This is a genomic window from Streptomyces niger, assembly GCF_000718305.1.
GTDB lineage: Bacteria > Actinomycetota > Actinomycetes > Streptomycetales > Streptomycetaceae > Streptomyces > Streptomyces niger.
In genome coordinates this window covers 161,120-186,517 of sequence record NZ_JOFQ01000003.1, presented here as the reverse complement: position 1 = coordinate 186,517, position 25,398 = coordinate 161,120, and the positions used below count along the sequence as shown (strand labels likewise).

19 protein-coding genes are annotated in these 25,398 nt (G+C 72.2%); 8 read left to right on the top strand and 11 right to left on the bottom strand.

Translation table 11 applies throughout. The features are described from left to right. Positions 1-714, bottom strand: coding sequence for a GntR family transcriptional regulator (locus IF20_RS07405; protein WP_052864197.1), 714 nt, complete (start codon positions 712-714; stop codon positions 1-3). Between the two features lie 195 nt (positions 715-909). Between IF20_RS07405 and manD (IF20_RS07400) the strand changes: the two genes are divergently transcribed. The 4 genes from manD (IF20_RS07400) (at position 910) to IF20_RS07385 (ending at position 6,162) form a co-directional block, all read left to right on the top strand. Next, complete coding sequence (gene manD / locus IF20_RS07400) at positions 910-2,118, top strand: D-mannonate dehydratase ManD (protein WP_052864196.1); 1,209 nt, start codon at positions 910-912, stop codon at positions 2,116-2,118. Positions 2,119-2,123: 5 nt separating this feature from the next. Next, positions 2,124-3,587 (top strand): mannitol dehydrogenase family protein, encoded by a 1,464-nt coding sequence (locus IF20_RS07395; protein ID WP_052864457.1) that lies wholly within the window; start codon positions 2,124-2,126, stop codon positions 3,585-3,587. Positions 3,588-3,658: 71 nt separating this feature from the next. After that, positions 3,659-5,056: an MFS transporter gene (locus IF20_RS07390; protein ID WP_052864195.1), complete on the top strand. Its 1,398-nt coding sequence runs from the start codon at positions 3,659-3,661 to the stop codon at positions 5,054-5,056. After that, entirely contained in the window at positions 5,053-6,162 is a 1,110-nt protein-coding gene (locus IF20_RS07385) for an L-idonate 5-dehydrogenase (RefSeq protein WP_110943923.1), read from the top strand. Before IF20_RS07390 ends, IF20_RS07385 begins: the two co-directional genes overlap by 4 nt. A 118-nt stretch (positions 6,163-6,280) precedes the next feature. On the opposite strand, the gene IF20_RS07380 is transcribed toward IF20_RS07385, so the two are convergent. Together IF20_RS07380 and IF20_RS07375 are read right to left on the bottom strand one after the other, a co-directional pair. Further along, positions 6,281-7,174, bottom strand: coding sequence for a DUF5707 domain-containing protein (locus IF20_RS07380; protein ID WP_052864194.1), 894 nt, complete (start codon positions 7,172-7,174; stop codon positions 6,281-6,283). 156 nt (positions 7,175-7,330) lie between these two features. Continuing rightward, positions 7,331-8,287 carry an EamA family transporter gene (locus tag IF20_RS07375; RefSeq protein ID WP_234426554.1) on the bottom strand — a complete coding sequence of 319 codons (957 nt, stop codon included), beginning with the start codon at positions 8,285-8,287 and terminating at the stop codon, positions 7,331-7,333. 90 nt (positions 8,288-8,377) lie between these two features. On the opposite strand from IF20_RS07375, the gene IF20_RS07370 reads away from it, so the two are divergent. Next, positions 8,378-9,304, top strand: coding sequence for a LysR family transcriptional regulator (locus IF20_RS07370; protein ID WP_052864193.1), 927 nt, complete (start codon positions 8,378-8,380; stop codon positions 9,302-9,304). 16 nt (positions 9,305-9,320) lie between these two features. On the opposite strand, the gene IF20_RS07365 is transcribed toward IF20_RS07370, so the two are convergent. Beyond that, on the bottom strand, positions 9,321-9,563 hold the full coding sequence (locus tag IF20_RS07365; RefSeq protein WP_052864192.1) for a DUF6411 family protein: 243 nt from the start codon (positions 9,561-9,563) through the stop codon (positions 9,321-9,323). Between the two features lie 151 nt (positions 9,564-9,714). Here IF20_RS07365 and manD (IF20_RS07360) point away from each other — a divergent pair, with 151 nt between their 5' ends. Then, the gene (gene manD, locus IF20_RS07360; protein WP_052864191.1) at positions 9,715-10,938 is read left to right on the top strand and encodes a D-mannonate dehydratase ManD; all 1,224 of its coding nucleotides are present in this window, start codon (positions 9,715-9,717) and stop codon (positions 10,936-10,938) included. Between the two features lie 53 nt (positions 10,939-10,991). Continuing rightward, on the top strand, positions 10,992-12,506 hold the full coding sequence (locus tag IF20_RS07355) for a mannitol dehydrogenase family protein (RefSeq protein WP_052864190.1): 1,515 nt from the start codon (positions 10,992-10,994) through the stop codon (positions 12,504-12,506). 41 nt (positions 12,507-12,547) lie between these two features. Here the strand turns inward: IF20_RS07355 and IF20_RS07350 are convergent, their stop codons facing one another. From IF20_RS07350 to frc, 7 genes are all read right to left on the bottom strand, one after another. Continuing rightward, complete coding sequence (locus IF20_RS07350) at positions 12,548-13,423, bottom strand: DUF4231 domain-containing protein (protein WP_052864189.1); 876 nt, start codon at positions 13,421-13,423, stop codon at positions 12,548-12,550. Between the two features lie 62 nt (positions 13,424-13,485). Then, positions 13,486-14,043, bottom strand: coding sequence for a hypothetical protein (locus tag IF20_RS07345; protein WP_052864188.1), 558 nt, complete (start codon positions 14,041-14,043; stop codon positions 13,486-13,488). 68 nt (positions 14,044-14,111) lie between these two features. Further along, positions 14,112-17,090, bottom strand: coding sequence for a WD40 domain-containing protein (locus tag IF20_RS07340; RefSeq protein WP_052864187.1), 2,979 nt, complete (start codon positions 17,088-17,090; stop codon positions 14,112-14,114). 238 nt (positions 17,091-17,328) lie between these two features. After that, on the bottom strand, positions 17,329-19,059 hold the full coding sequence (gene oxc / locus IF20_RS07335) for an oxalyl-CoA decarboxylase (RefSeq protein ID WP_052864186.1): 1,731 nt from the start codon (positions 19,057-19,059) through the stop codon (positions 17,329-17,331). A gap of 175 nt (positions 19,060-19,234) precedes the next feature. Beyond that, positions 19,235-20,635: an OFA family MFS transporter gene (locus tag IF20_RS07330; RefSeq protein WP_052864185.1), complete on the bottom strand. Its 1,401-nt coding sequence runs from the start codon at positions 20,633-20,635 to the stop codon at positions 19,235-19,237. Positions 20,636-20,716: 81 nt separating this feature from the next. Further along, entirely contained in the window at positions 20,717-22,846 is a 2,130-nt protein-coding gene (locus IF20_RS07325) for an acetate--CoA ligase family protein (RefSeq protein WP_052864184.1), read from the bottom strand. Positions 22,847-22,849: 3 nt separating this feature from the next. After that, positions 22,850-24,082, bottom strand: coding sequence for a formyl-CoA transferase (frc, locus tag IF20_RS07320; protein ID WP_110943921.1), 1,233 nt, complete (start codon positions 24,080-24,082; stop codon positions 22,850-22,852). A 405-nt stretch (positions 24,083-24,487) separates the two neighbouring features. On the opposite strand from frc, the gene IF20_RS07315 reads away from it, so the two are divergent. Further along, on the top strand, positions 24,488-25,282 hold the full coding sequence (locus IF20_RS07315; protein WP_110943920.1) for an acyl-CoA dehydrogenase family protein: 795 nt from the start codon (positions 24,488-24,490) through the stop codon (positions 25,280-25,282). The last annotated feature ends 116 nt before the right edge of the window (positions 25,283-25,398 follow it).

The window sequence follows — 25,398 nt, the reverse complement described above, 5'->3', positions numbered from 1 at the left end:
TCACTCCCAGACGACGACGTTGCGGCGTACGGGGACGGAGCCGGTGTCCGTGGCGAAGAGTTCGGGGGAGCGGGCGCGGACGCGTTCGACGTCGTCGAAGACGGCGCGGAGGTGGGTGCGCATGGCGGAGCGGACCAGTGCGGCGTCGCCCGCGAGGACCGCGTCGAAGATCTCGACGTGCTGCGCGGCGAACCCCTCCGGCGAGGCGGTCTCGTAGAGGCCGAGCCGGCGCGCCCGGTCGAGGTGGCCCTTGGCCGAGACCACGGTGGCCCAGGCGCTGCCGTGGCCGCTCAGCCGCAGCAGGGTGTGGTGGAAGGCCTCGTCCAGCTCGAAGAAGTCCTCCAGGCCCAGGCCGGGCCGGCGCTGCTCCGCGAGGTTGTGGCGCAGCTCCTCGACCAGCTCGGGGTCGAGCTCGGCCGGGAGGTCGTCCAGGGCGGCCAGTTCCACGGCCTCCCGCAGGAACTGCGCGTCGGCCACCTTGGCCGGGTCGACGCGCGAGACGAAGGACCCGACCTGCGGGAAGATCTGCACCAGGCCTTCCTGGGACAGCAGGATCAGGCTCTCCCTGACCGGGGTCCTGCTCACCCCGAGGGACGCCCCGAGCTCGTTCTCGGACAGCGCCGCTCCCGGCGGGAGCTCAAGGGTCAGCACCTTGCGGCGCAGCGTCTCGTAGACGGCGCGGCGACTGGTTCGCTGCCGGTTCGATCGGGCCATGCGCTCATCGTATCGGGGCTCGGCACTTCCGCCGCCTCGCTGGTCGATCGATGTTTCCAAAGTATTGCGCACCTGTACGACCAATGCTTGTATACCAGTGCTGGTCGACCAGTCGCCCGAGGGTGGCGTGCGCCGTGCGCCCGGATCGGCGCAGGCCGCCGGCCGCGCTGCGGATTCCGAAGGAGCAAGATTTCTGTGAGCAAGATCGAGCGTGCCGAGGTGTTCGTCGCCTCTCCGGGGCGGACTTTCGTCACCCTGCGCATCACCACCTCGGACGGCGTGACCGGCCTGGGCGACGCCACGCTGAACGGCCGCGAGCTGGCCGTGGCGAGCTATCTGCAGGACCACCTCGTCCCCCTGCTCCTCGGCAAGGACCCGGCCCGCATCGAGGACATCTGGCAGTACCTGTACCGGGGTGCGTACTGGCGCCGCGGCCCGGTGACCATGACCGCGATCGCCGCGGTGGACACCGCGCTGTGGGACATCAAGGGCAAGGTCGCGGGCCTGCCGGTCTACCAGCTGCTCGGCGGCCGCTCGCGCGACGGCGTCATGGTCTACGGGCACGCCAGCGGCACCGACACCGCGGCGCTCCTCGACGACGTCGACCGGTTCCTCGACCTCGGCTTCAAGGCCGTGCGCGCCCAGGCCGCCGTCCCGGACGTCGGCGGCACCTACGGCGTACGCAAGGGCAAGGTCTACGAGCCGGCCGCGAGCTCCCTGCCCGAGGAGCAGCCCTGGGACACCGAGGCCTACCTGCGGTTCGCGCCCGGCTACCTGGCGGCGGTCCGCGAGCGCTTCGGCTTCGGCTTCCACCTGCTGCACGACGTCCACCACCGGCTCACCCCCATCGAGGCGGCCCGCTTCGGCAAGCAGGTCGAGGACTGCCGGCTGTTCTGGATGGAGGACCCGACGCCGGTCGAGAACCAGGAGTCCTTCCGGATCGTCCGGCAGCACACCACGACGCCGCTGGCCGTGGGCGAGGTGCTGAACTCGATCTGGGACGTCCAGCACCTGATCACCGAGCAGCTGATCGACTACGTCCGCACCAGCGTGGTGCACGCCGGCGGCCTCACGCACCTGCGCCGCATCTTCGACCTGGCCGCGCTGTACCAGGTCAGGACCGGTTCGCACGGCGCGACCGACCTCTCCCCCGTGACCCTCGCCGCCGCCGTCCACCTCGACACCGCGGTGCCCAACTTCGGCATCCAGGAGTACATGGCGCACGCGGACGAGACGGGCGAGGTCTTCCGCAGCGGTGTGACGTTCGCCGACGGCATGCTGCACGTGTCCGAGGAGCCGGGCCTCGGCGTCGAGTACGACGAGAAGGCCGCCGAACGCTTCCCGTACCAGGCCCGCTACCTCCCCGTCGCGCGCCGCCTCGACGGCTCCGTGCACGACTGGTGACCGCCATGACCGCCCCCGCGCTGAACCTCGCCGCCCTGTCCCGCGTCCCGGAGCACCTGCGGCCGCCCGTGGATCCCCGCGAACTCCGGCCCCGCATCGTCCACTTCGGGCTCGGCGCCTTCCACCGGGCGCACCAGGCCCGCTACACGGAGAACGCCGCCTGCCGCTCCGGGGAGCCCTGGGGCATCGCCGCCGTCGCCCCGCGCTCCGATGGGACCGCGGCCGAACTGCGGGCCCAGGACTGCCTCTACTCGCTGACCGAGCTGCGCCCGGCCCACACGGTCACCCGCGTGTCCGGCGCCGTCGTCGAGGCGCTGGGCATGCGGCCCGCCGCCGCACGGCTCGACGCGCTGCTCACCGCGCCCGACGTCTCGGTGCTGACCCTGACGATCACCGAGAAGGGCTACCACCGCCGCGCGGACACCGGCGCGCTGGACACCGCGGCGCCCGCGATCGCCGCCGACCTCGCAGCGGCGGCGGACCCGGCGGCGCTCACCACCGTCATCGGCCGGATCGCCGCCGGGCTCGCCGCGCGGATGCGGGCCGGCGGCGCGCCCGTCACCGTCGTGTCCTGCGACAACATGGCGGCCAACGGTGCCGCGCTCGGCCGGGTGGTCCGCGACTTCGTCGCGGCGGCGCCGTGGCCGGACCGGCAGGCCGTACTGGACTGGATGGCCGCCTCGGTCGCGTTCCCCTCGACGATCGTGGACCGCATCGTGCCGGCGACCACCGAGGCGGACCGTCAGGCGGCGCGGGCCGCGCTCGGCGTGCACGACGCGCTGCCGGTCGTCGGCGAACCGTACCGGCAGTGGGTCCTGGAGGACGCCTTCGCCGGGCCGCGCCCCCCGTGGCAGCTGGACGGCGCCCTGTTCGTACCCGACGTCGGGCCGTACCAGCTCACCAAGTTGCGGCTGCTCAACGGCTGCCACTCGGCACTGGCCCACCTGGGCGCGGCGGCGGGCCTTACGACCGTCGCCGACGCCATGGCGACCGGCTGGGGCGAACGGCTCGTCCGCTCCCTGTGCGCCGAGGTCGCCCCGACGCTGCCCGCCGGCGGCCCCGACCCGGCGGGCTACGCCGACGACCTGGTCGAGCGGTTCGGCAACCCCGGCGTACGGCACCTGCTGCGGCAGATCGGCTCCGACGGGTCGCTGAAGATCCCCGAGAGGTGGCTGGACGCACTGCGCACGCTGCGCGCCGGCTCCACCGCCACCCCGGTCCTCGAACTCGCCCTCGCCGCCTGGGCGAACGCCACGCGCCTCACCGACGACGGCGGCCAGCTCTTCGGCACGACGGACCCCGCGGCGCCCGCCTTGGGGCGCTGCTGGCAGGACGGTAGGGGCCCCGAGGACACGGTCCGCCGGCTGCTCGGCACGCTCGGCGCCGCCGACCTGGCCGACGACGCGGGCCTCGTCGGTGCCGTCGCGGCCCGGCTCCCCGCGCTGCGCGCCGGCCGCATCGAGATCTGACACCACCCGGGCCCGGTACCCCCCGCTCACCCGTCCCCCTCCCGCACGGCCGGAGAACAACGGAGTTCCTCATGACGGACACGACACAGACGGAGCCGACCAGCCCCGCGCGGAGAACCACCCGCGACCTCACCAGGGCAGCCGTATCCGGCTGGCTGGGCACCGCCATGGAGTTCATGGACTTCCAGCTCTACTCGCTGGCGGCCGCCGTCGTCTTCAACAAGATCTTCTTCCCCGACGTCAGCCCGGCGATCGGCCTGATCGCCGCCATGGCGACCTACGGCGTCGGCTACGTCGCCCGGCTCGCCGGCGCCCTGTACTTCGGCCGGATGGGCGACCGCATCGGCCGCAAGAAGGTCCTCTTCCTCACCATCCTGCTGATGGGAGCCTCCACCACGCTGATCGGCGTGCTGCCCACGTACGGGATGATCGGCATCTTCGCGCCGATCCTCCTGGTGGTGCTGCGGCTCGTGCAGGGCTTCGGCGCCGGTGCCGAGATCGCCGGGGCGACGGTCATGCTCGCCGAGTACGCGCCCGCCCGGCGCCGGGGCCTGATCTCCTCCCTGGTCTCCCTCGGTACCAACTCCGGCACCCTGGCCGCCTCCGGCCTGTGGGCCGTGATGCTCGCCGTGCTGAGCGAGGACCAACTGGTCACCTGGGGCTGGCGGCTGCCGTTCCTGCTGAGCTTCGCGCTGCTGCTCTTCGCCGTCTGGCTGCGCCGGAACCTCAAGGAGAGCCCGGTCTTCGAGGAGCGGGCCGACGTGGTGGACGGCGTGGCGATGTCCCGCGCCGAGGTCGCCACCGCCGTCGCCCGGGACACCGTCGAGGAGCAGCAGCAGAGCGTCCTCGAAGCCGGCCTCCGCCAGCGCAAGGGCAAGGCCTTCTTCCTCTCCCTCGGGCTGCGCTTCGGCCAGGCGGGCAACTCGGGCCTCGTCCAGACCTTCCTCGTCGGCTACATCGCCACCACGCTGGGCGCCGACCGCTCCGTACCCACCGACGCCATCGTCTGGGGCTCGCTGCTGGGCTTCGCCACCGTGCCGCTGATCGGGCTGCTCGGCGACCGGTTCGGCCGCCGTCCGCTCTACATCGCGCTCACCGTGCTCACCATCGTCCTGGCGTTCCCGGTGCTGCTGCTCATCGCCTCCGGCAGCACGGCCGGCGTCATGGCCGGCATGATCATCGGGCTCAACGTCGGTGTCCTGGGCCTGTTCTCGCTGGAGAGCGTGACCATGGCCGAACTCTTCGGCGCCCGGACCCGCTTCACCCAGCTCGCGCTCGCCAAGGAGATCGGCGGCATCCTCGCCACCGCCATCGGCCCCGTCGTCGCGGCCACCCTCACCGCCGTCACCGGCAGTTGGTGGCCCGTCGCGGCCATGCTGATCGGCTACTCGCTCATCACCCTCGTCTCCATCGTCCTCGCCCCCGAAACCCGCGGGCGTGACCTGGTGCGTCTGGAGGACGCCGTATGAAGTCAGTTGTCGTGCACGGTCCCGGTGACCTCCGGATCGACGAACGCCCGGACCCGGTACCGGGCCCCGGCGAGGTACTGCTCGCCATGGAGTGGGGCGGCATCTGCGGCTCCGACATCGGCTACTGGAAGCACGGCGGGACCGGTACGGCCGTACTCAAGGACCCGCTGGTGCTCGGCCACGAGGTCGCCGGCCGGATCGCCGCGCTCGGCGACGGCGTCGAGGGCCTGACGGAGGGCAGCGCGGTCACCGTCCACCCGGCCACGCCGGTCGGCGACGAGCCGCTGCCCGACCGGCTCGCGGGCCGGACCAACCTCCACCCCCGGATCCGCTACTTCGGGTCCGCCGCCCTCCACCCGCACACCGACGGCGGGTTCAGCGAGTACCGGGTGGTCCGCGCGGCGCAGGTCAGGCCGCTGCCGGCGAACGTGTCCACCGAGCACGGCGCGCTCGCGGAGCCGCTGGCGGTGGCCCTGCACGCCGTGCACCGGGCCGGGACCGTACGCGGGAAGACCGTCCTGGTCAACGGGGCCGGGCCGATCGGCTCGCTGGTGGTGGCCGCGGCGAAGCACCGCGGCGCCGGCACGGTGATCGCCGCCGACCTCTCCGCCGCCTCCCTCGCGGTGGCGCGGGGGATGGGCGCGGACGCGACGGTCGACCTCGGCCGGGGCGAGGCGCTGCCGGCGGACGTGGAGCTGGTCTTCGAGGCGTCCGGCGCGCCGGCCGCGCTCGGCCCGGTCCTCCGGGCGACCGCGCGCGGCGGCACGCTCGTACAGGTCGGCAACCTCCCCGGCGCGGTGGCGCCCGCGGCGCTCGGCGACCTCGTCACCCGCGAGATCACCTGGATCGGCTCGTACCGCTTCGCCGAGGAGATCGACGACGCGCTCGAAGCCCTGCGCCAGGGCCTGGACGTGTCGCCCGTCATCACCCACCGCTTCGGCCTGACGGAGGCGGACCGGGCGCTGGCCGTCGCCGCCGACCGCACGAGCGGCAGCAGCAAGGTCATGCTCCGCCTGGACCAGCATGCCGCTGGCGATGAGGGACTCGGTCCACACGCGGCCGCACGCGCCCGTCGCGACGTCCCGGTGAGCAGGGAGAAGGCGTAGCTGTCGAGCGCCAGGACAGCCAGCGCTCCGACGGTCGCACTTGTCTCTCGGCAACGAGGTGCCGCCGGAGGAGGTTACGGCCCGCCCCCGGAGGAGCGGGCCGCGAAGGGCGGCGTGATCAGCGCACGTCGACGCAGTCGCCGGTGGAAACCACCGCCGGGGTGGTGGAGGTGCCGGCGAAGTTGTACCGCCAGCAGGTGTCGGTGGTGGCGGTGCGGGTGGTCTTCACCTGGCCCGCGGTCGAGCCACTGCCGGAGGTGTACGTCTTCAGCGTGGAGTACGTGGAGCCGCTCGCGGAACGCGACTGGAGCTTCACCGACTGCTTGGTGTAGCCCGCGTACTTGGACGTGTCCCAGTTGGCCCGGGTCAGCGACCCGGTGATGGTGATGGTCTTGCCCTTGGTGACCGGCTCGGGCGAGGCGTTGGCGGTGAGCTTGGCGTAGCGCTTCACCGCGAAGGACTTCACGTTGTCCTTCTGGATGTAGGCGTAGTCGTTGCCCTGCGCGAGCGCCCACACCTTCCAGGTGCCGGCCGCGGCGTTGGTCAGCTGGTACTGCGGGTCGAACGTGAACGTCTGCTTGCACTTGGCCGTGGTGGCCGAGGTGGCCGTGCAGGTGGCCTCGTCCTCGTTCGGGACGACGCCGGTGTCCATGTCGTCGAAGGTGGAACCGCCGTGCCACAGGAGGGCCGTGGCCGAGAGGATCCCCGAGTCGTCGGTGGCGGTGAAGGTGACCGTCACCGTCTTGGTGTTGGTGGTGCCGACCACCACGTCCTTGCCGCCGTTGACGACGACGTTGGAGATCGTGGGGTCGCCGGCCTCGGCGGCCCGCAGGGCGGACGGCACGGCCTTCTGCTTCGCCGGGGCGGCCTGCTGCACGGCCGCCTCCTGCGCCGCCTTCGCGGCCACCGCGGCGTCGCCCGTCGGGCCGGCGTCGGCCTGCGCGGCCGGTATCACGAGGGCGGAAAGGGCCAGAGCACCGCTCACGGCGGCGACAGTGGCGCGTCTACGCATGTGTTTCCCCAAGTGGAGAAGGGGCCCTGGAGCCGGGTGTTCCGGTGGGCCCGTGATTCGAGGAGTCTGTTGACTCGACGGTGAAGATCATCGAGGTAACCGAAAGGTTGTACGAGCAAGCCAAAAAAGATGAACTCTTCGCCAACAAGTGGCCCTTCACCGGTAAGCACTGATTTGTTCGCCCCCGTCCGGCCGCCGGGCCGTACCGGAGACGGCGCCCGCCGAGGCGAGGGCGATGCAGCCGGTGGCCGCCCACTGCGCCGCCGACAGGGTCTCGTCCAGCAGCACCGCCCCGGCCAGCCCCGCCACCACGGGCTCCAGGCTCTGCAGCACCCCGACCGTCCGGGCGGGGAGCCGGCGCAGCGCGGTCAGCTCCAGGGAGTAGGGCACCGCGGCGGAGAGGACGGCGACCAGCAGTCCGAGGGCCAGGGCGGCGGGGGCCAGCAGCCGTGTGCCGCTCTCGGCCACGCCGGCCGGCAGGGAGAGCAGTGCGGCCCAGGCGACGGCGAGCGCCAGCGGCCCGCCCCCGGTCATCCGCGCCCCGACGTGCCGGCTGAGCAGCAGGTACGTGCCCATGGCGACAGCGGAGGCCACCGCGAACGCCACGCCGATGAGCGGCAGCGACCGGGCCGAGCCGGGATCGGTGAAGAGGAAGAGACCCACGACGGCCAGGAGGCCCCAGGCCGCGTCGCGCCGTCGCCGTACGGCCAGCAGCGACACCACCAGCGGGCCGGTGAGCTGGATGGTCACCGCGGCACCCAGGGGCAGGTGGCGCAGCGCCGGGTACACCAGGTTCATGCCGGCTATCGCGGTGCCGAGGGCGAGTACGGCGAGGAGGTCGCCGCGCCGTTCCGGCAGCCGCGGCCGCCACACCGCGAGCAGCAGAGCCGCGGCGAGGCCCAGCCGCAGCGCGACCGCTCCCCACGGCCCGCCGACGGTGCCGAACAGCCCCTTCCCGAGGGCCTGGCCGATCTGGACGCTGCACACGCTGCCCAGCACGAGCGCGGGTGCCGGGACGCGCCGGCCGCGCCGCCGGCGTACGGCCCGGTCGGCGGCGCCCTCCCCCGCCGGGGCGGCGTCGTCTGTCATCAGGGCGTTCTTCGGTCCGGCCATGGGGCCAGCGTGCCGCCGCCGCATCGTGCAGGTCCATCGCAAGTTTCCGCACAGGATCATGCCGTGCTGCTGCATGGTTGAATGCCCCGCATGATGGATCTGCGGCTTCTCCAGACCCTGCGCGTCCTGCATGCGCAGGGCACGGTCACCGCCACCGCCGAGGCTCTGCACCTGTCGCCGTCCGCCGTCTCCCAGCAGCTCCGCCAGCTCGCCGGCGAGGTGGGCGTGGAGATCCTGCGGCGGGAGGGCCGGCAGGTCCGCATCACCGACGCCGGGCACGTCCTGCTCGGCCACGCCGACGAGCTGTACGCGCAGTGGGAACGGGTCAGGGCCGACCTCGGCCGGCACGCCCGCAGCCCGTACCGCACGCTGCGCATCGGCGGGTTCGCGTCCAGCGTGGGGGCCCTGCTGGCGCCGGTCGCCGCCGAGCTGCGCACCGCTGACGAGACCGTCGAGACGCACATCGGCGAGACCGACACCGCCGAGAGCTTCCGGCAGTTGCTCTCCGGGCAGCTGGACATCGCGGTGCTGATACCGCTGGCGGACAGTCCGGCGCTGGACGATCCACGGTTCGTGCAGCGGCCGTTGCTCGACGAGCTGCAGGACCTGGTGGTGCCCGCCGGGCACCGCCTCGCCGGTCGCACGGGTGTCACCCTGCTCGACGCCGCGACCGAGGAGTGGATCTCCGCGCACCACGATCAGGAGCGGCTCACCCGGGCGCTGTGCACCGCGGCCGGCTTCGCGCCCCGCATGACGCACCACGCCGACGAGTGGCAGGCGGTGCTGTCGCTGGTCACGCACGGCCTCGGGGTCTGCCTCGTACCGCGCCTGGTGTCCACCTCGGGCCACCCGGGCGTGGTCCGCGTGCCGGTGCACGGCGATCCGCGGCCGTCGCGCCGCGTGCTGACCTGCGTGCGCCGCGGGAGCGAGGAGCAGGAGAGCATCGCCCGGGGGCTGGCGGCGCTACGGGCCGCCGCCGACCGCGCCGTACGGCTCGACGTACCGGCGACCGGCTGACCGCGGCCCGCCGGCGTCAGAACGGCATCCGGCCGCGGGCGCGCCGGCCGGCCGAGCCGCTGCGGCCCACCGCCTTGGAACTGCTGCGGAAGGGCTTGCTGAGGGCCCGCCCCAGGATGCCGGGGGCCTTGCCGCCGACGCGCGACCCGGCGTGCAGTGTGCGCCGGGTGCCGCGCTCGGGGTGACGGGACAGTCGGGGCACCAGGAAGGCCAGGACTGCCAGAACGACACATACGGCGACCACGCCGAGAATCATCATGGAGGCTCCTTGGTCGAGGCGTATGTCCCGTCTGCCCCGCGAGGCCCGCCCTATGCGGTACGGGTCACCGGGTGTGGCGCCGGCAAGCCATTGACAATGTTGCGCAAGGTTGCCGAACATGGGACGCCACCGACCTCGTGGAGCGCGCCCGATGAGCAAGCCCGACCGCATCTCGGCCGTCGATGTCCTGGTCACCAGCCCGACGCGCAACTACGTCACCCTCAAGCTCACCACCGAGCAGGGGCTGATCGGCTGGGGTGACGCCACCCTCAACGGCCGCGAGCTGGCCGTGGCCGGCTACCTCCGCGAACACCTGGCCCCGCTGCTCATCGGCCGCGACCCCGCCCGCATCGAGGACACCTGGCAGTACCTGTACCGGGGCGCGTACTGGCGCCGCGGCCCGGTCACCATGACCTCCGTCGGCGCCGTCGACCTCGCCCTGTGGGACATCAAGGGCAAGGCCGCGGGGCTGCCGGTCCACCAACTGCTCGGCGGGCCCGTGCGCGACCGGATCCTTTCCTACACGCACGCCACCGGCTGGGACGTGCCGCAACTGCGGGACTCCCTCGACGCCCGGCTCGCCGCAGGCTTCCGGGCCGTACGCGCACAGACCGGCGTCCCCGGCCTGGACGTCGTCTACGGCGTCCCGAAGGCAGGCGCCGCGTACGAGCCGGCGGGACGCGCCGCCGTCCCCGCCGAGGAGGTGTGGGACACCGAGGCGTACCTGCGGCACGCGCCCGGGGCGCTGGCGGCGGCCCGGTCCCACCTCGGCCCCGAGATCGCGCTCCTGCACGACGCGCACCACCGCCTCACGCCCAACGAGGCGGCCCGGCTGGGCCGTTCGCTCGAAGACCTCGACCTCTTCTGGCTGGAGGACGTCACCCCCGCCGAGAACCAGGAGGTCCTGCGGACCGTCCGCGCCAGGACCACCGTTCCGCTCGCCATCGGCGAGGTCTTCAACACCGTCTGGGAGTGCCAGCACCTCATCACCGAGCAGCTCATCGACTACGTGCGCTGCTGCGTCACGCACGCCGGCGGGATCAGCCACCTGCGCCGTATCGCGGCCCTCGCCGAGCTCTGGCAGATCAAGCTCGGCCCGCACGGCCCCTCGGACGTCTCCCCGGTCGCCCTGGCCGCCTCGCTCCATGTGGGCCTGGCCACGCCCAACTTCGCCATCCAGGAGTACATGGGTTACGACCCGCTGGTGCACGAGGTGTTCCGGCACGCCTGGACCTACGAGGACGGCCATCTGCACCCGGGCGACGCGCCCGGCCTCGGCGTCGAGGTCGACGAGGAGCTCGCCGCCCGCCACCCGTACCGGCCCGCCTACCTCCCCGTGGCCCGCCGCCGTGACGGCTCCCTGACCGACTGGTGACCTCGGCCCGCAACCGGTCGGTGCCCCGACCACCCGCAAGGATGTACCCACCCATGAGCACCGTCCCCACCCGTGCCGCCCGGCTGACCGCCGCCACCGCTCCGGCCGACGCGCTGGCGCACCACCGCGCCCTCTCCCCCGCCGACACCGGCATCGTCCACCTCGGCCTCGGCAACTTCCACCGGGCCCACCAGGCCGTCTACACCGCCGCCGCGCTGGCGCGCGAGGACGGCGCATGGGGAGTCCTGGGGGTCGCCGGCCGCTCCACCGACGTGGCCGACGCGCTGCGCGCGCAGGACCTGCGCTACACCGTCGCCGAGGTCTCGCCGGACGGCGTGCGCTGCACCATTCCCGCGGTGCACACCGGAGTGCTGGTGGCCGCCCACGAGCCGGAGCAGGTCCAGCGGGCGCTCGCCGCGCCCGGCACCCGCGTGGTGTCCCTGACGGTCACCGAGCACGGCTACACGTACTCCCCCCGTACCGGCGGCCTCGACCTCGACCACCCCGGCATCCGGGCGGATCTGCGCGGCGGCCGCACCGCGCCGCGCACCACCCTGGGCCGCATCGTGCGCGCCCTCCAGGGCCGCGCCGCCACCCACGGCGCCCCGGTCACCGTCCTCAGCTGCGACAACCTGGTCGGCAACGGCGACCACACGCGCCGCCTCGTCGAGGAGTTCATCGACCACCTGCCGGCCGCCGAACGCGCGGAGGTCGCCGCCTGGCTGGCCGCCGGCCACGTCACCTTCCCCAACACCATGGTCGACCGCATCGTGCCGGCGACGACGGACGCGGAACGCGCCGCCGTGGCCGAGGCACTCGGGCTGCACGACGAGGTCCCCGTCCCCGCGGAGCCGTTCACCATGTGGGTACTGGAGGACCGCTTCGCCGCGTCCCGGCCCGCCTGGGAAGCGGGCGGCGCGCTGTTCACCGACGACGTGGAGCCGTACGAACTCCTGAAAGTGCGGCTGCTCAACGGCACGCACTCGCTCATCGCCTACCTCGGCGCCCTGGCGGGCCGCGACACCATTCCGCAGTCCACCGCGCTCCCCTTCGTCGCGGAGGCGGCCCGCGCGGTCCTGCTCGACGAGTACCTCCCCAGCCTCACCGTCCCCGACGACGTCGACCTGGACGCCTACGTGGCCCAGCTCTTCACCCGCTGGGCCAACTCGGCGCTCGGCCACCGCACCCGCCAGGTCGGCTCGGACGGCTCCGTCAAACTGCGGCAGCGCGTACCGGACCCCGCACTGCTGCACCTGCGGGCCGGACGGATGCCCCACCACCTCGCCCTCACCGTCGCCGCCTACCTGTCCTGCATGGCCCCGGCACCCGGCTTCGACCCCGGCGAGCACGCGGCCGCCATGGCGGACCCGGCCCGCGAACGCCTCCGCGCACTGCGCTCCCGCACCCACGACGCCCGGTCGTTCGCCACCGCCGTCCTCGACGACGGGCTCCTCGGCGACGCCCTCCCCGACCACCCCGCCTTCGCCGCCCGCATCGGCGACTTCCTCGACCTGCTCCGCACCCACGGCCCGCGCGCCGCGGCCACCGAGGCAGCTCGGTCGGTCTGACGCGCGGACACCACCGCGGACGCGGAGCACGCGATGCCGCCTCACATGTGCGAAGCGCGCCACAGCGTGTGTTCGCGCGAGACGGCGTCCTCGGCGTTGGCCACGAAGGTCGCCCACTCCGCCTCGGTGGCCGGCAGTTGGGCGCGGAAGGCGATGGTCGCCAACTCGTGCCGGGCGACGGCGTACGCGACGGCGAGCGTCTTGTGCTGCTTGGTCTGCACCCACGCGGTGCCGCCCGCGGCGACTGCCGCGCACACGCCGAGCAGGTCCACGTCGATGACGCCCGTCACCTTCGCGACGCCCGCGCAGACGCCGAGCAGTTCGAGCACCGTGAGGGTCACCGCCCACATGGTGCTCCTGCGCTCGTTCCATCGCGACTTGGTGCCGTACCACTCACGCTGATTCTCGATGCGCTCCCGGAGGTAGACCGCCCGGCGTTCCTCCAGGGGCAGCTGTCGCACGCGCGTCATCCCGGGGGTGACCTGCTCCGGAGTGCCCCGGTCGGGGACGAGCCAGGCGGCCTCGACATCGCCCTCGATCTCCGTGAACCGGGTCAGCAGCAACTCGGCGGCGGTTTCGGTCGCGGTCTCCTCGGTGCCCATCGGGCTGCCGCCGACCATGTAACGCCAGGTGAGCGTCTTCGCGGACTCGGCGACCGCACGCCCCTCGTACCAGATGCGGTCCGGGCGTTCCTTGAGCAGGTACACCTCGGTGACCACGGCCGTGCAGAACGCCACCACCGAGGCGGCGGCGGCGATGTCGGCGCCGTTGACCTGCCAGCTGAACACCCCCAGCACGGCCGCCGCGATCAGCGCCCCCAGCTGGCACTTGGTCGCCAGCAGATAACGCTGCTGCCCCCGGAGGGAGTTGACGTCGGCGGCTCTGAAGAGTGCCGGAAAGTCCTCGTATGCAGGCATGGTCCCCCGTTCGATGATGCCACCCGCTCAGCTTTCGGAGCCGGTTTGCTCCCCGCCACGTCTCACGACCCCGGCTTCCGCTCGAAGCGCGTGCCGTTCCAGGTGAAGGTGCGATCGACTCGCAGCGAGGGGCAGCAGAAGGGGTCGTCAGCAGTGTAGGCGGCGAGTTTCAGGGTCACGGACTTTCCGGCGAAGGAGACGACGCCCACCCTCGGCCCGGGACCGTGCGCCTTCTCCTCGGCGCTGAGCAGCACCCCGATGCGCCGGGGGGAATCCGGGGACGACGAGCCGTCGTACACCTCCAGCTGCTGAGGATAGCTGGAGGCCTGGTGGCGGCACGTGAACGAGACGAAGGCGTCGGGCACTCCCGTACCGCGGACATCGGCATACCAGGTGCGCAGGATCTCCACTCCTTCGTTGCCCGCGCCGGTGCAGTCGATGTCGTTGATCACGGCGGCCCAGTCCGTCTTCGCCAGCGGCGTCCCTTCGGGCGTGCCGGGCTCGCTCGGTGAAGCCTGCTCGCCGGTGGTCTCCGGGCTGCGGGAGTGGCGCCCGCTCTTCGCGTCGTCACCCTGCTCGGAGCCGCCGCAGCCGGCGACGAACAGGCTCGCGAGGACCAACAGGAGAACGGAGAGGCATCTCAGGAGTGGACTGCACGGGGGCCGCTGGGCACGGGAGACGGAGCGCGTCATGGTCTGCTCACCTCGGTCGAGTGCGGCTGGAGCGGCAGGATCGGATGGTCACGAATGCGTGCGGGGTCGGCGCAGATCCGGTCGGCGACGCCGGTGGCGCCGGTCAGGCCGGGCGTGCTCCGGGTGCGGTGCAGTGCCTCGTCGACCAGGCGGCACAGCTGCCGTTCGGCGCTGCCCTGCCACAGCCGGACCGCCCCGTCCGCACCGCCGCTGACCAACCGCGTGCCGTCCGGGGACCAGCTCAGCGCCGTGACGCCCCCGTCGTGCGCCTTCTCCCGCAGCTGCGGCGGGGCGTTCCGGCGGCGCGGTTCCCACCAGCGGATCGTCCCCGCGCCGTCGCCGGCGGCCAGCCGCGTGGAGTCCGGGGACCAGGCCAGCGCCTCGACGGAGCCGTCACCGGACGTGAGCACGTCCGGCAGCGGTGTGCCGGTCCGGCCGTCCCACAGGCGGATGGTGCCGTCCACCCCGCCGACGGCGATCAGCTTGCCGTCCGGCGACCAGGCCATGCTGCGTGCCAGGTGCGGGGATGCTTCGGCGGCAGCGCCCCAGGGCCGTCCGCTCACCGCGTCCCACAGGTGCAGCGAGCCGTCCGACAGCGCGGCGGCCACGTGTCGGCTGTCGGGGGACCAGGCCACGGAGCGGGCATTCAGCCGTCGTTCCTGCGCTCCGCCGTTCGCCTGTGTCCCGCTGCTCGCGGTGGCGTCGCGCGGCTGTCGACGGGTCGGCTTTCCGGTGGTGGCGTCCCAGATCCGGACCGTACCGTCACGCGTCCCGGAAGCCACTCGGCTCCCGTCCGGTGACCAGGCCGCGGTGAGAGCGCCTCCGCTGCCCCACCACTGCCGGCCGGCGGTCGCGCCGCCGGGCACCGACCGTGGCAGCAGGCCGTCCTGCCCCACTCGCAACAAGCGTCGGCCCTTCGGGTCCCACACGACGGCCGTGACGTCGTCCCCCGCCCGGCGCCGCCGCTGGGGGCTGTCGAGGACGGGTTCGCCCGTACGGGGGTCCCAGACCCACAGGGTGCCGTCGTCACTGCCGCCGGCGATATGACGGCCGTCCGGTGACCAGGCGACGGAGCTGATGGTTTCGGTGGGTCCGGGCAGCCGGGCCCCGCGGTCCGGCGGGGGCGCGACCTCCCACAGCCGCACCACGGACCTGGTCGGCCCGTTGTCGCTCTCCGAAGCGTCGCTGACGTACGTGCCCGCCAGGAAACGGCTGTCGGGCGACCAGGCCAGCCCACTGGTGAGCGCGCGAGTACGGTCCCTGCCGAGCGCCTGACCGGCTGCTTCGCCGGTGTCCGGATCCCACAGGTGGACGGTGCCGGTGTAGTCGGCCGCGGCCACCCGGGTGCCGTCGGGCGACCAGCTGATCTCGCTGACCGCGTCGCCGAGCCGGCCGGACGAGGACGCCGTGACTTCTCCCGTGCGCCCGTCCCGCCACGTGATACGCCCGTCCGCGGCACCGATGGCGATGCTGCGACCGTCCGGCGACCAGGCAGGCGCCTGGACCTCGCGGCCCGTCCGCTCGGCCCACAGGAGCCTGCCTCGCCGTACGTCCCAGACCCTGAGTGTCTTCCAGGCGTCGGCGCACAGGAACCGGCCGTCGGGCGACCAGGTCAGACGGTAGTTCTCCGCCTCGGACTGCGATTGGGGCAGCGGCTCCTTCGAGAGCAGTCGGCCGGTCCCGACGCTCCGCAGGTAGATGCCCTTCCCCTTCAAGGCCACGGCGAGCGCATCGCCCTGCGGGGAGAACTGCATGGTGTCCACGTCGAGGTAGCTGTCCGGCAGCGCGGACGGGCCCGCGGTGACCTCGCCGGATACGCTGTCACGCACGGCGTAGGAGGGCGGGCTGCCCTCGGATCCGCCCTCGGTCAGCAGCAACGACCGGCCGTTCCCGCTCCACTGAACCGAGTCGGGCGTCGTCAGGCCGATCCTGAGCGCGGCGGGCTCCCGGTACGGGACCGCGGCCCTGCCCTCCCGCACGTTCCAGTGAGCCACCCCCGTGGACGTGTCGGCCACCCAGATCCGCGAACCGTCCGGGGACCACCGCACCGCCGTACCGAAGACGGCCTTCGCGGGCACCTCACCTACCAGCCGCGCCTGCCACGAGTCGAGGCCGCGCACCGCCGCGGCGAACGCGGCGCGCGCCTCGGGAAGGGGCGGGTCGACGCGTTGTTCCGCCGCGATGGCGTAGGCAAGAGCCGTGTAGGGGTCGGAGGCGTTGCGGGACTGTGCCGCGTACTGACGGACTTCGGCCAGCGCCGTCTGCTCCCGGGCCGTGTTCCGCTGCTGCACGGCAGCCACCGCGGCGAGTGCGGCGATGACGGCGAGCACGGCCAGGACTGCGGTCGTCAGCACGACGTGGCGGCGCGTCCTGCGGTGCTGGCGAATGTCCTCGCCGATCAGTTGGTCCTTGGCGACGCCGTGCAGCGGGGCTGCCAGGGTCGCCACCGCGGTACGGAACTCCGGATCGCGCAGCGACAGTTCCGGCCTCGCCCGGGCCCACCCCAGGAGCACCGCGTTGGGTTCCTCCCGGAAGCGGCCCGACAGACACCTCGGCAGCGCGGTCGTGCGCCGCCAATCGAAGTCGCCGAGGTCGGCGTCCCAGGCCATGCCGGGTGGTTGACGGCTGCCGTCGGGGGGCGGGTCGGTGAGGACGATGACGAGGTTGTCGACGCCCCGATGGGTGCACCAGTGCAGGACCTCCTGCTCGACCCAGGGGGCCCGGGCCGACTGCTCGCCGGCCAGCAGGACGAAGAAGCGCGAGGCGTCCATCGCTTCCTGCAGGGAACTCCACAGCTGGGAACTCGCGGCCAGGCTGCCCTCGTCCCGGAAGACCCGCAGGGCACGCAGCCGGTACCACGGCTTGGCGAAGGCGTGCAGACCGTGCTGAAGGCCGCGGGCCAGCTCACCGTCGGCGGCCCTGCTGTACGAGATGAACGCGTCGTAGGCGAACCGGCCCGCCGGCTCCTGCGGCACGGCGCGGAGCCCGCCGCCGGATAATCGGCGTGCGGCCGGAGAACGAGGGACCCTCACCACCGTGCCAGACTCCCGGAAGCCGCCGTACGCGTCCAACCACTTCGATGCTGCCGACACACATTGGCAGAGTGGGGCTGAAGGGGGAAGAGGGCAGCGCGGCTCGGTGAGCCGCACCTGGAGGCGCCGGGCGGGCTGGTGTACGCCCACCCGGCGCAGGCTGCGGGAGCGGCTCACCAGGTCAGTTGCCGATGCCCTTCGGGTTGAGGTGGGCGATGCGGCCGCTTTCCGTGCCGTCCGAGGGGTCGATCATGCAGTCGATGAGGGCCGGGGTGCGGGCCGCCAGGGCCTCGCGTAGTGCGGCGGCGACCTCGGCGGGGGTGGTGGCCCGGTAGCCCTTGCCGCCGAAGGCCTCGATCATGACGTCGTGGCGGGCCTTGAGGGCGGTCGGCGCCGGGTCGTCGGTCGGCGAGGCCCCGTCCCCGCGGTAGACGCCGCTGTTGTTGAAGACGAGGGTGACGACGGGCAGGCGGTAGCGGCAGATCGTCTCCACTTCCATGCCGCTGAATCCGAAGGCGCTGTCGCCTTCGAGGGCGACGACCGGTTCGCCGGTCTCGACGGCGGCCGCGATCGCGTAGCCCATGCCGATGCCCATGACGCCCCAGGTGCCGCTGTCCAGCCGGTGGCGCGGGGACGACATGCCGATGGCGCTGCGGGCCAGGTCGAGCGTGTTGGCCCCTTCGTTGACGAGGTAGGTCTGCGGGTTCTCCGCCAGCACGTCGCGGACCGCCTGCAGGGCGCCCATGAACTTCATGGGGCTCGCGGTCCTGGCGGCTTCGAGGCGCTTGGCCATCTTGGCGACGTTCTGCTCCGTGCGGGCGGCGAGTTCCTCGCGCCACCGGCTCGGTACGGAGATCCGGCCGGGCTTGCTGCGCTCGGTGAGCGCCTCCATGACCGAGCCCACGTCACCGACGAGGGGCGCCGCGATGGGCTGGTTGCTGTCCATCTCGGCGGCGGCGATGTCGACCTGGACGAACTTGGCGTCCGGGCTCCACTGCGGCGCCTCGCCGTGGCCGAGGAGCCAGTTGAGCCGCGCACCGACGAGCATCACCACGTCGGCGCGGCGCAGGGCGAGGGAGCGGGCGGTGGCGGCCGACTGCGGGTGGCCGTCGGGGAGGAGGCCCTTGGCCATCGACATCGGCAGGTAGGGCACGCCGGTGGTTTCGATGAACTCCCGGATCGGGGCGTCCGCCTGGGCGTAGGCGGCTCCCTTGCCGAGGACGACCAAGGGCCGTTCGGCGTTCGCCAGCAGGTCGATGGCGCGGTCGACGGCTGCGGGTTCGGGGAGTTGGCGCGGCGCCGGGTCCACGGGGCGCCACAGCGAGGCCGCGCCCTTCTCGGCGTCGATGACCTCGCCCAGCACGGCGGCGGGGATGTCGAGGTAGACGCCGCCCGGGCGGCCGGCGGCCGCGGTGCGCAGGGCACGGGCGATGCCGCGGCCGATGTCCTCGGCGCGGTGCACGCGGTAGGCCGCCTTGGCGAAGGGCCGGGCCGCCGCCAGTTGGTCCATCTCTTCGTAGTCGCCCCGCTGGAGGTCGACGAGGTGCCGTTCGCTGGAGCCGGATATCTGGACCATCGGGAAGCAGTTGGTGGTGGCGTTGGCGAGTGCCACGAGTCCGTTGAGGAAGCCCGGCGCCGACACCGTCAGGCAGATGCCCGGCTTCTTGGTGAGGAAGCCGGCCGCTGCCGCGGCGTGTCCGGCGTCGCTCTCGTGCCGGAAGCCGATGTAGCGGAGACCTTCCCGCTGCGCGAGGCGGGCCAGGTCGGTGATCGGGATGCCGACCACACCGTAGAGGTTCTGCACCCCATTGAGCTTGAGCGCATCGACGACCAGGTGGATGCCGTCGGTGAGAGGGGCGGGGGCGTCCTCGGCGCCCTCCCTCACCGTCTCCGGATTGGCTGCGTCGGTCATGGTCAGGATCCTCCCTGGACGTTCCCGCTCTGAGTCGTACGGTGTGTCACGTCCCGCGGCGCGCGGCTCCGCGGCGACCGGAGTCGCCCGCGGTCAGCGGCGCGCGGGCGGGTGTGCGTGCGTACGGGACCGCGGCGCACGCACACCCGTCGAATGGTTCGCCCGCCTCCGCCCGTCAGACCGCTTCGCGGCTGATGGGCTGTGGGTTGGCGGTGATGCCCCGTGTGGTGGGCCGGCCCGGCTGGCTCAGCGTGAGGGCGACCAGCGCCGACGCCATGGAGATCACACCGGCGAGGGCGTAGGCGCCGTAGTAGCCCCAGGATTCGACCACCATCGCGCCCATGCCGCCGCCGAAGAGGCCGCTGACCAGCTTGCCGCTGTAGACGATGCCGTAGTTGGTGGCGTTGTAGTTCTCACCGAAGTAGTCCGGCGTGAGGGCCGCGAACATCGGGAAGAACGCGCCGCCGCCGAATCCGGAGAGGAAGGCGAAGGCCAGGAACAGCCACTCGTTGTGCGTCTTGCCGGCCCAGATGACACCGAACTGGGCCAGGCCCAGGATCACGATGATGTAGACCAGGGTCTGCTTGCGGCCCAAAATGTCCGAGAGCCAGCCCGTGATCGCCCGGCCGACGCCGTTGACGACGGACATGACGCCCATGGAGGACGCGGCCACCAGCGGCCCGAAGCCGACGTCCTTGGCGAAGGCGACCTGGAAGGAGATGCCGAAGATCGACACACCGCCGCACATCACCAGGCTGAACCACATCAGCGGGAGGCGGCCGGTCTTCATGGCTTCCTTGGGCGTGTACTGGCGCACGGCCGGCGGGTTCTTCCGCAGGCTGCGGGTGTTCTTCGGCGCGCTCGCGTACGTCAGCGGGTCGACGTGGCCCGGCCACCAGTTCTTCGGCGGATCCTTGAAGAACCAGGCGCAGATCGCCACGATCACCAGCACGTACACGCCGATGAGGTCCAGCACCTCGTTGTAGTTGCTGGTGTCGAAGGCGTAGTTGAAGATGAAGATGAAGGGCAGCGCACCGTAGGCGAAGCCGCCGTTCACGAACCCCGTCTTCGCGCCGCGGCGTTCCGGGAACCACTTGCCCACCATGTTGATGCACGTCGCGTACACCAGCCCGGAGCCGATGCCGCCCACCACGCCGAAGCCGAGGATGGCGAGCCACACGTTGTCCATGTGGGAGAGGCTGGCGAAGCTGATGAGGTTCAGCACCGCGCCGATGAACATGGCGCTCCGGGCGGTGAGGATGCCCCGCTCCCGCAGCCAGCCGGCCGGGAAGGCGATGCCCGCCTGGGAGAAGACCCAGATGCTGAGGATCCAGAAGGTGTCCGTCTGGGTCCAGCCGTGGGCGTGCCCGAGGGTGTCCTCCGCCGATCCGTAGGCGTACTCGGACACGCTGATGGCCATCATCGCGATCCACGGAAGGTAGACCATCAGCTTGCGCGAGTGACCGAGGATGTCCCGGTCCGTCTCGCCTATCCGGTATACGCGCCCTCTGCTGTCCGTGACTTCCCGGTACGCCGCCTGCGGCCCACCGGGGACTTGCTGCCGTTCTGAGGTCATGTTGTCCCCTTGGCTTCGAGAAGAACCTGAACAGCGCCTCCTGTCTCACCTCCTCCTGAGTTCCGGTGCGGAACCGACGTCTCAGAGCAGGCCGGCCGCGCGTGCCCAGCGGTACTTCGCGCCCAGCGCCGCCACCGGCTTCTCCGTGGTGTAGGGATAGGCGACGACGCCGCGTTCGAAGAGGTACTGGCACGCCTCCTCCACCTCGACGTCGCCCGCGAGCGACGCCACCACCGGCTTCTCGATCCCCTTCGCCCGCGCCTCGGCCACGGCCTTCGCCGTCAGCTCGGCGAACACCATCGGCGGGGTGACGATCGTGTGCCAGTAGCCCAGTACGAGCGCGTGGATGCGGGGGTCTTCGAGTCCCAGCCGGATCGTCGCCTCGTAGGTGGAGGGCGGCTCGCCTCCGGTGATGTCGATGGGGTTGCCGGCGGCGCCGAAGGGCGGGATGAAGCCGCGGAACGCCTCGTCGAGGTCCGGCGGGATCTCCATCAGCGACAGCCCGTTGTCGACGATGGCGTCCGAGAGCAGCACGCCGGAGCCGCCGGCCCCCGTGATGATCACGACGTTGTCGCCCTTCGGGGCCGGCATCACCGGCAGCGCCCGGGCGTACTCCAGCATCTCGTTGAGTCCGGGCGCGCGGATCACGCCCGCCTGGCGCAGCACGTCCTCGTAGACGGCGTCGTCGCCGGCGAGTGCGCCCGTGTGCGAACCGGCGGCCTTCGCTCCCGCACTGGTCCGTCCGGCCTTGAGCACCACGACCGGCTTCTTCGGCACGGTGGCGCGGGCCGCCTCGACGAAGGCCCGGCCGTCCTTGAGGTCCTCCAGGTGCATGGCGATGCACTGGGTGTGGGGGTCCTCGCCGAAGTAGGTCAGCAGGTCGTCCTCGTCCACGTCGGACTTGTTGCCGAGGCCCACGATGGCCGAGACACCGGTCTTCGTCGTGCGCGCGAAGCCCAGGATGGCCATGCCGATGCCGCCGGACTGCGAGGTGAGGGCCACCCCGCCCTTCACGTCGTACGGGGTGCAGAAGGTGGCGCACAGGTCCTGCCACGGCGAGTAGTAGCCGTAGATGTTGGGGCCCAGCAGGCGTACTCCGTGTTCCTCGGCGATGTCCACGATCCGCTGCTGGAGCTCGTGTTCGCCGGTCTCCGCGAAGCCGGAGGGGATGAGCACGGCGTTGGGTATGCCCTTGCGGCCCACTTCCGCGAGGGCCGCGGGCACGAACTTCGCCGGGATGGCGAAGACCGCCACGTCGACATCGCCCGGCACGTCCGTGACGGTCTTGTACGCCTTGCGGCCCAGGATGTCGTCGGCCTTGGGGTTCACCGGGTGGATCTCGCCGGGGAAGCCGCCGTCGATGAGGTTGCGCATCACCGAGTTGCCGATTTTTCCCTGCTCGTTCGAGGCACCGATGACGGTGACCGACCGCGGCTCCATCAGCCGCCGCATCGCGCCGAGGATCTCCTCGCGCGTGTACCGGCGCCGTTCGGCGGGCCGCACGTCGGTGAGCAGGATGCGTACGTCGGCGGCCAGCACGCCGTCCTCCGTCGCGAAGACCGGGTTCAGGTCCACCTCGGCGATCTCGGGGAAGTCGGCGGCCAGTTGCGAGACCTTGACGATGAGTCCGGCGAGCGCCTCCCGGTCCACGGCCTTCCCGCCGCGCACCCCGTTCAGCACTTCCGCGGCCTTGATGGAGTCGAGCATCGACAGGGCGTCGTCGTGTCCGGCCGGGGCGAGGCGGAAGGTGATGTCCTTGACCACCTCGACCAGCACGCCGCCGAGCCCGAAGGCGACGACCTTGCCGAAGGTGGGGTCGGTGACGGCACCGACCAGCACCTCCTGTCCGGCCGGCACCATCTGCTGTACCTGCACACCGGTGATGTCGGCCTGCGGGTCGTACGCCTTGGCGCTGGTGACGATCTCGGTGAAGGCGGTACGCGCCTCCTCCGCCGAGGCCACGCCGACCCGCACTCCGCCCGCGTCCGTCTTGTGCAGGATCTGCGGGGAGACGATCTTCATGGCGACGGGGAAGCCGATGCGGTCGGCCAGCGCCACCGCCTCGTCGGCGGTCGTCGCCAACCCTTCGGCCGGTGTGGGGATGGTGTACGCGTCGGTGATCCGCTTGCCTTCGGGAGCGGTGAGGGCCGTACGCCCTTCCGCCCGGGCCGCGTCCAGTACCTCGCGCACGGCCTTCGTGTCGAACGCCATCGGTCAGATCACTCCGTTCGCCTTGAGCAGCGCCAGTTCTTCTTCGGCGAGTCCGAGCTCGCTCACGTACACCTCTTCGTTGTGCTCACCGAGCAGCGGGGACGAGGTGATCTCCACCGGGGAGTCGGAGAGCTTCATGGGCGAGCCGACGGTGGTGAAGGTGCCGCGCTCGGGGTGCTCGACCTGGACGATCATGCCGTTGGCGGCCAGTGACTCGTCCTCGATGATCTCCTTGGTGGAGAGGATCGGGCCGCACGGGATGTTGTGGGCATTGAGCGCCCCCAGCACCTCCCACTTGGGCAGCGTGGCGGACCACTCCTCGATCAGCTGGAACATCTTGTCCAGCTTCGGGAGCCGCGCCTCGGGGGTGTTCCAGTCCGGGTCCTCGGCCAGTTCGGGCCGGCCGATGAGCTTCGCCAGCGGCTCCCAGCCGACCGGCTGCACGATCACGTAGACGTAGTCGTTGGGGCCGCCGGGAGCGCACTTGACGGCCCAGCCGGGCTGTCCGCCGCCGGAGGCGTTGCCGGAACGCGGCACTTCCGCGCCGAAGTCGTCGTTCGGGTACTCGTTCAACGGGCCGTGGGCCAGCCGCTGGTGGTCGCGCAGCTTCACGCGGCACAGGTTCAGCACCGAGTGCTGCATGGCCACCGTCACGCGCTGCCCTCGCCCGGTCCGCTCGCGCTGGAAGAGCGCCGCGAGGATGCCGCTCACCAGGTGTACGCCGGTCCCGGAGTCGCCGATCTGCGCGCCGGTGGCCGTGGGCGGGCCGTCCTCGAACCCGGTGGTGGACATGGAGCCGCCCATCGCCTGGGCGACGACCTCGTACGCCTTGTACGAGGTGTACGGGCCCTCGCCGAACCCCTTGATGGAGGCGAAGACCAGCCGCGGGTTGATCTGCTTGATGCGGTCCCAGGTGAACCCCATCCGGTCGACCGCGCCCGGGCCGAAGTTCTCGACCATCACGTCGCTGCGCCGGATCAGCTCGGTGAGCAGCTCCTTGCCGCGGTCGGTCTTGGTGTTGAGGGTGATGCTGCGCTTGTTGCAGTTCAGCATCGTGAAGTACAGGGAGTCGACGTCCGGGACGTCCCGCAGCTGCTTGCGGGTGATGTCACCGCTCGTCGCCTCCACCTTGATCACGTCGGCGCCGAACCAGGCCAGCAACTGCGTGGCGGAGGGGCCTGACTGCACGTGCGTCATGTCGAGGACACGTATGCCGTCGAGTGCCTTGGTCGTCACTGTGGTCACCTCACTTGTCCGTGATGGGTCCGTGATTCCGGGACGCAGGCGTACGGGTCGCACTGAACGTGGGGAGCGGTGGCCTGCGTGACCGGAGGAAAGAGCGCAACGAACCTCCTCGCCGTGGTTGCCCGGCGTGCGGGCCGACCGGCCGTACGACCGCGGGGCTCACTGCAACGAATACTGTATGCAATACACGGGTGTCCAGGCCCGTGCAGGAGGTTCCGGAATACGGCAGGACGGACACCAGCGGCTGCACGCAAGGGGGTTCGCAGCCGAGGCGGCTTGGAATACTGTATGCAATCAGCACGGCATCCGTACGGCCCCGTGGCCACCGCACCGCGCCGCGACCGGCAGCTGACATACCGTCACGGACCACTCCGCCACGACTCCAGGGGGCGCCCCATGTCGTACCGCACCGGCCTCTCCCACGTCATGAGCAGCGTCATCGGGCCCTGCGCCGAACAGGCCGGCAGCCGCGCGAGGTTCCCCCGCGCCGCGGTGAGCGCACTGGGCCAGGCAGGCCTGCTCGGACTCACCGTTGCCGCCGAAGTGGGCGGCGGGGGCCGGGGTTTGACCGAAGCCGCCGAGGTGGTGCGCGAGATCTCCCGTGCCTGCCCGGCCACCGGGGCCGTACTGCGGTCCCACTACGCAGCCGTCGCCGTCATCGACGCCTACGGCAGCACCTGGCTGCGCCGGAGGGTCGCCCACGGCGACCATCTGAGCACGCTGGCGCTGACGGACGCCGGCGAGAGCCCGACGGCGGCCCCGGCCCACGGGACGCGCGCGACGGCGACCCGCACCGGCGAGGTCGTGACGCTGAGCGCCCGCAAGCGCGACGTGGTCGGGGCCGGCGAGGCGGACAGCTACGTCTGGTCCTCCCGGCCCGTCGACGGACGCGACGGCATGACGCTCTGGCTCGTACCGGCGGACGCCGCGGGCCTGTTCGTGCCGGCCCGGCCGGACGGCACAGGCCCGCGCGGCAGCGCGACCTCCACCGTCCGCGCCGACCCCGCCCGGGTACCGGCCGGCGCGATGCTCGGGCCGAACGGCGGCGGGCTCGACATCGTGCTGGGCACCGTCCTGCCGTGGCTGGCCGCGACGCCCGTACCGGGCAGCCCGGACCACTTGCCGGCGGCCGGTCGGAGCCGGGTCGGCACGGGCGTCGCGGGCATCGGAGAGAGGCTGACGGCGTCGTGACCACCGGGGGGAGAATCGGGAGCCCACAGACGGTAGACCGTATACAGTCCGCGTGTATACGCTGCCGCGGGGCAGGTGGAGCAGGCCCAACGGGCCTGTGAATCGCCTGACTCGGC

Bases quoted from the DNA above. Each gene is read 5' to 3' on its own strand.
- IF20_RS07330 (WP_052864185.1), bottom strand. From the start codon at position 20,635: ATGACCTCAGAACGGCAGCAAGTCCCCGGTGGGCCGCAGGCGGCGTAC.
- IF20_RS07325 (WP_052864184.1), bottom strand. From the start codon at position 22,846: ATGGCGTTCGACACGAAGGCCGTGCGCGAGGTACTGGACGCGGCCCGG.
- IF20_RS07380 (WP_052864194.1), bottom strand. From the start codon at position 7,174: ATGCGTAGACGCGCCACTGTCGCCGCCGTGAGCGGTGCTCTGGCCCTT.
- IF20_RS07375 (WP_234426554.1), bottom strand. From the start codon at position 8,287: ATGGCCGGACCGAAGAACGCCCTGATGACAGACGACGCCGCCCCGGCG.
- IF20_RS07350 (WP_052864189.1), bottom strand. From the start codon at position 13,423: ATGCCTGCATACGAGGACTTTCCGGCACTCTTCAGAGCCGCCGACGTC.
- IF20_RS07355 (WP_052864190.1), top strand. From the start codon at position 10,992: ATGAGCACCGTCCCCACCCGTGCCGCCCGGCTGACCGCCGCCACCGCT.
- IF20_RS07365 (WP_052864192.1), bottom strand. From the start codon at position 9,563: ATGATGATTCTCGGCGTGGTCGCCGTATGTGTCGTTCTGGCAGTCCTG.
- IF20_RS07390 (WP_052864195.1), top strand. From the start codon at position 3,659: ATGACGGACACGACACAGACGGAGCCGACCAGCCCCGCGCGGAGAACC.
- IF20_RS07405 (WP_052864197.1), bottom strand. From the start codon at position 714: ATGGCCCGATCGAACCGGCAGCGAACCAGTCGCCGCGCCGTCTACGAG.
- manD (WP_052864191.1), top strand. From the start codon at position 9,715: ATGAGCAAGCCCGACCGCATCTCGGCCGTCGATGTCCTGGTCACCAGC.
- IF20_RS07395 (WP_052864457.1), top strand. From the start codon at position 2,124: ATGACCGCCCCCGCGCTGAACCTCGCCGCCCTGTCCCGCGTCCCGGAG.
- IF20_RS07385 (WP_110943923.1), top strand. From the start codon at position 5,053: ATGAAGTCAGTTGTCGTGCACGGTCCCGGTGACCTCCGGATCGACGAA.
- IF20_RS07370 (WP_052864193.1), top strand. From the start codon at position 8,378: ATGATGGATCTGCGGCTTCTCCAGACCCTGCGCGTCCTGCATGCGCAG.
- IF20_RS07315 (WP_110943920.1), top strand. From the start codon at position 24,488: ATGTCGTACCGCACCGGCCTCTCCCACGTCATGAGCAGCGTCATCGGG.
- oxc (WP_052864186.1), bottom strand. From the start codon at position 19,059: ATGACCGACGCAGCCAATCCGGAGACGGTGAGGGAGGGCGCCGAGGAC.